The 5453-nt window shown below is 41.4% G+C and carries 4 protein-coding genes and 1 pseudogene; all 5 read right to left on the bottom strand.

The genetic code is table 11. From position 1 onward, the window contains the following. Nucleotides 1-176: pseudogene (locus A3730_RS18065) on the bottom strand (IS256 family transposase); the annotation flags it as partial. A gap of 85 nt (nucleotides 177-261) precedes the next feature. Beyond that, nucleotides 262-1416 carry a hypothetical protein gene (locus tag A3730_RS18060; protein ID WP_063520284.1) on the bottom strand — a complete coding sequence of 385 codons (1155 nt, stop codon included), beginning with the start codon at nucleotides 1414-1416 and terminating at the stop codon, nucleotides 262-264. Continuing rightward, nucleotides 1416-1862, bottom strand: a complete 447-nt coding sequence (locus A3730_RS18055) for a response regulator (protein ID WP_063521460.1) — start codon at nucleotides 1860-1862, stop codon at nucleotides 1416-1418. The genes A3730_RS18060 and A3730_RS18055 overlap by 1 nt, the downstream gene beginning before the upstream one ends. Nucleotides 1863-1864: 2 nt before the next feature. Beyond that, complete coding sequence (locus A3730_RS18050; protein WP_063538611.1) at nucleotides 1865-4822, bottom strand: hypothetical protein; 2958 nt, start codon at nucleotides 4820-4822, stop codon at nucleotides 1865-1867. Nucleotides 4823-4837: 15 nt separating this feature from the next. Continuing rightward, nucleotides 4838-5453, bottom strand: a 616-nt coding sequence (locus A3730_RS18045) for a 3'-5' exonuclease (protein WP_197477518.1), incomplete at its 5' end; no start/stop codon positions are given.

Here is a 5453-nt window from a genome sequence, read left to right as displayed (position 1 = left end):
CCATTCTTGCGGTTCGGCGCGGTCTCTTCTGTAAGATGATTGTCCAGCTCGGCTTGCATCGCGGCTTCTGTGAGCTGCTTGATCAGCGGCGTGAGAATGCCGTCTTTGCCGGTCAGGTCTTTGCCTTCCTGTAGGGCCTTGAGAGCAGCATCAATGTCGAATGTGGGTTTGGTCATGTATCACCTCTTTGGTGTGTAGATTAAAGAAGTGACACAGAATTCTGAACACTACCCGACGCCAGCATCCTTGTGAGGAAATCAGTCATGATTGAAGCTTCCAAGATAAAAACTCATAAACAAACCGCGCAGATGTTGCACATGCAGGAGCATGTAACTGATCATTTTTTTTATCATCCCCCATATCAACCACGGCCTTAACCCCAAAAAACAATGGAGCACAGAGAGACTGATAGGCTGCCTCGTACATTGAAAACATTTCCATTTCAAGTGCCGCCATTTTTCGATGCTGCTCACCTATCTCCTGCATTTTTTTATTATCCGAAATAACAGCCGAACCAGAAGATAGTGGAGCCAAAATAATATCAAAATCATTCATTTTCTCAAAAAAAAGCCCTTTTCTTATCTTTTTCTTTAAATCTTCACCCTGAATAAACTGCGAAAGATCAACCTCAAGATCATGAGGTATCGATATCTGATAAGGCTCAGACTGAAACTTATTAGCTTTAAATTTTCCAGTTTGATATTCCCAGCAAAGCTGACCAACAACCAAATCCATTAGCTTTGAATCACCCTCAACACCTGCACAAATTCCACTCATGGCAACTATTTTTGGCTGAAATTTCTCGATGGCTTTAGCCGCAATGACAGCCATATTAACCAGTCCTGGTTTTTTAGGAACCAGACACAAGCCTTTTTTTTGGGCGATACAAAGATCCAGACAGCTCATCCCGTCTATGTTTCGAAAATCACCTATTTCAGCGTCAGTAAGGCGATACCCATCCCTTTCCTTGGTTAGAGCACAAAAGATCAAAAAATCATACCTGACGAAATTATTAACCCTGTTAATTTTTTGTTTTAAACTATCTTTCCAGGATTCATCATCCTGAGCGTAATGAACCACGCTAATTCCAGCCCCATTAAAAACCGGAATCCCTTTAGAGTCATCAAGTTTGTACTGTGTTATCGCAATTGTTTCAGTTTGATAGTTTTTGCTATATCTGAAATCAGCAGCCAGCTCATTTGATACATCTTGCGGAGTGGATAAGCCATCCTGTCTTGATAATGGAAGAAAAAAATCAAACACAATCAAATCATAAGACTTAGCGAGAATTTTTCTCCTAGCATCATCCAGAGCACAGGCAAACTCTAATCCAACCCCGCCCGGTATCAACGAACTAATAAAAGCCTCAATGTCAGCACGTTTATTGTCATCATCTTCAATCAGAAGGATTTCCATCACACCCCCAGAAAAAATTTTGTCTTATCGATCCACTCTTCAGAGCCATCCTCATAAAACACCACCTCAAGATTGCTAAAAGAGTAATTTTTACGAAGCTCCATCCCCGCGTCATCGATAGAAAAATAATCATTCTCTATTTGGATGTCAGCATACTGAGTAAGGATCATAACCGGGATATCATTTTTACCAAGATAGTCAATTTCCATAATTACTTCGACGCCCCCTGCCGGCATAGCCAATGGAGTCCCCTCTCCAGCCTTAGGAGAGTGGCTAGGCAATGACATATCGAGAATAATGATGTCTGGCGATTTTTCATTCAGATAATTAACCGCATCACAAACGCTGTCGGCTCGAAAAATTTCAATCTCAGGCACAGAGTCTTTTGCAAGCCTCTCAATCCTTGAATATTTAAATGTATCATCCTCAACAATTAGCAATTGCATATTTAGTAATCCAGCTTATAGCTAAAAGAGGAAACAATTTTATTAGGGCGTTCAAAAACATAATTAACATCCCCAATGTAGCCATCCACCGCAAGCCTCAAGAGTTTTTTTATGCCGCTATTTCCTTCTCGAACATGCGCATCCTGTGTATCTGACTCAAGCTTTGACTCAATTACTCTTTTTGCTTTATTTAAAGTCTTCTCATCATCAACCTCTGACATAACCATCAGCATCAGCTTTGACTGCTCCTGATCCTTGAAAACATTAAACACAAGCTTGCCAGCTTGCTTACCATAGGCGGCAGCATTATATATAAGAACATATAAAGCATCGTAAATAGCAAAATACTGACCTCCATTAATTGGAAATTCTTCATCACCAACCTCAATTCTAGGGTCAAAACCTGCATGCAAACCTTTTACCTCAGAAGTAACCGCCTTAAAAAGCAAATTCAAATCAGTTGAAGGTGATGCAAATGATGGCTTATTAAACCAAGAAGAGATAACACGGAACTTATCTGCCGAAATCGAGTTAACCTCTTGAACAAAATCATTTAGCTCCCTCCGATTAACCTTTCTTGATACATTGTAAGGCACAGAAAATACGCCATATTTTGATTTTATTTGGCTAAGAAATTTTCTTGTTCCGGAAAGGTCCTCTTCAATCAACCTCCAGCAATAGTCCATCACTACATAAGGCGTATCTAAAAAATTTCCAGATTTTATATATTTGTTATGGACATCAAGAAGCATTTGATTAGCAACTGCTTGCTTGTATTTGCTGTTAGGATAACTAGAAAATAGCCCTTGAGGATGCGCATCATCGCGAACATAAAGATACTCTTTTACTATCCTTGTAAGAGCCCCTTCATATAGCTCAATCCACTCTAAAAAATGATTATTAAATTCAGGATCAGACAAAAGGTTCGAAAACCGACCCTCAGAAGTTATATCTTTTAATTCTTCAAGCCCTGTCCCAACCAAAGTTCCGTGCCTTATTCTTCGCCCAAGATATGAAGCTATCCCAAAGAATTTATTCTCACAAAACTCTTTAAAGCAATCTAGAAAATTAGAAGCAACCAAGTCAAAAATTGATATGCCACTCCTCACCCCGCTCCAGCGTATAGCTTTTGGGGTCATTTCTTTACCAGAATTAAGGTCCGGTATCAGCAGTGACAGCTCAGGCATCACCATATCAGAAACCCATTGCGTATATTTTATTTGATCAACATAAATCCTGGCATCATCAATTGTCCCCTTTTCCTTATTAATCTGAACATCAATTCTCAAGTTCCTAGCTCTTGAGAGGTACTGGCTATCCTCCATCTTATTTCCGTACCACTCAAGAATGTCCGCCCTATCTTCGATAGCCTTATTGGGACGAGAAGTTATATGAAACAGCTTACTCAAAAACGTCTCATCACAAACGTGAACCAAGTGCTCGGTTACAGATGGGGAAATATCAAACAATTTATATATAATTCCTTTAACATCTGACTCATAGCCATTTTTTGCTATTTCCTGAATCGTCTTTCTTAGCCTATGCTCTGCCCTTTGAGTATTATCTTTAATTGATATCAAGCACGCAGTAACAAGTTTAAAGTCATCAGACTTCGCTTCATTTTGCAAAGCGATCAAATATGATGAAGGACACACAACTCCGATATCTCGTGTTGCTGACATCAAAGCGACAAATTCATTCTCATGCCCCTCAATATCACCACCATACTTATCCAACAAATAGATTAACCCACTCGAATTCTCTAAATAGCTACAAGCATTTCTATCATAGCTTTCCAAGCTGATAACACTTTTAGTTTCAAAGGAGAGTTCGTCTAAAGTTGTCAGGCTTGAAAAATATTCCTCGACAAGAGTCCTAATACCAGGAATCATAAGCTGCGCTTTGGCTTCATACTCATTAAAAAGCGCACCATGTATCATTTTATAGTTATAACAATCCCATTGCTCCAACCTTAAAAAAGTCTCCCTAAAAAAGCTTATCCCCACTCCTGCTTCATTATCCTCAGCAACATATATCGAAGTATTTATCTTTATATCTGACAATCTGGAGAAAGCATCATGTAAAACAGAATCATCAAAACCACATTCCGAGACACCGGGAACCCCTAAGCGTCTTGCCACTGACATGTATAGAAATGCATCCAATAGGGAAATCGAATAATAGGCATTCAGTGTGCGCAAATACTCAGACTCATCATAAACAACAAAATCTAATAGATTTTTAGCAACGACACTAACTGGTGTATCAGATTCAAAATCAGCGATCCTTCTGCGTATATTGAAATAATCCGCCTGTACATTGCTCAGCTCTCTGATCGCCCCCACAAGAAAGCCAAGATTGTCGATGTTAATTCTATGAAAAAGATCATTTACATCTGCCAATTGAAGCGAATAGTAGGGATTCTCATCAACCCTCAATCTAATATAGTAAAGATACCTAACTAAGATAAATGAAACCCCACCGCACTCAACAACTCCCCTTATCTTTGCCAAGGATTCTGCATATTCGCCCGACTCAATGTGAGTTAGTATTTCCGAATAAAAATCAAGCAAATTAGCAATCTTCTCTGAGTTTTCATTGATAGAAAAAATTATTTCTCTCTCTGAAAACTCACTCAATTCTGATATGGGTCTTGGAAGAACTAATGGAAAATCACGCGCTATACCATTTTCTCTATATAGCCCATCTGATCTAATTATCTTGATTGACTTCTTATACTCAGAAACTCCGCATTTCTTCTTAATTCTGGACAAGGCTTTTCTGACATGCCTTTGATCATCAACCCCCATAACCCCTCGAAGAATATTCTTGGTTTTAGGAGAAACCTTACTGAAATACAAAGCATTATTTTTTTCTGTCATACCCACATTTAAAACCAAGTTAAAATTAGTAATAAGCAATGGCAGACACCTACCATAAATTGCTGTCAGGTCTTGCATCGTGCATATAATCCACTAACCACCAAACCGCCCCACAAACCAATTCCCCCCACTTCCCGTCAGCAACAACTGCTGCCGCGCCCGCGTCATTCCCACATACAACAGCCTTACCTCACTCTCCAGATTCTCCTCGTCATCCTTCAATCCCCCCAGCCCCGCCAGCACCACGGTATCGAACTCCAGCCCCTTGCTGCTTTGTCGGGTGAGTAGCGCGATGCGTTCTGCATTGGCGTCGTAGGCTTTCTTGCTGGCGTTGTCTTTCAACCAGGCGTGGGGAATGCCTTCCCGCTTGAGCGCCCGTTGCAGTGTGTCGGCCTGCCAGTTGTAGCCGTAGATCACCGCAATGTTATTGAGCGGTTGGCCGTTCTGGTGCCATTTGCGGATGCAGCGGGCGATGTAGTGGGCTTCGTCGTTGAAGGTGTCGAACTTGCGGAATGCCGGTAGCGGGCCGCTGGCGCCGGCCATTTCCGGGGCGATCAGGGGGATGTGGTCGTCGTCGGCGTCCTGGGCTTGCAGGAAGTCCTTGGCGAAATCGTAGGCGTAGCTGAGGATTTCGCGGGTGTTGCGGTAATTCAGTTTCAGGATAGTGGTACGGCCACGGGCCTGGATGCCGGCGCTGGACAGGGGAAAC

Source organism: Alcanivorax sp. HI0044 (genome assembly GCF_001634945.1).
This window is presented reverse-complemented; position numbering and strand designations above follow the sequence as displayed.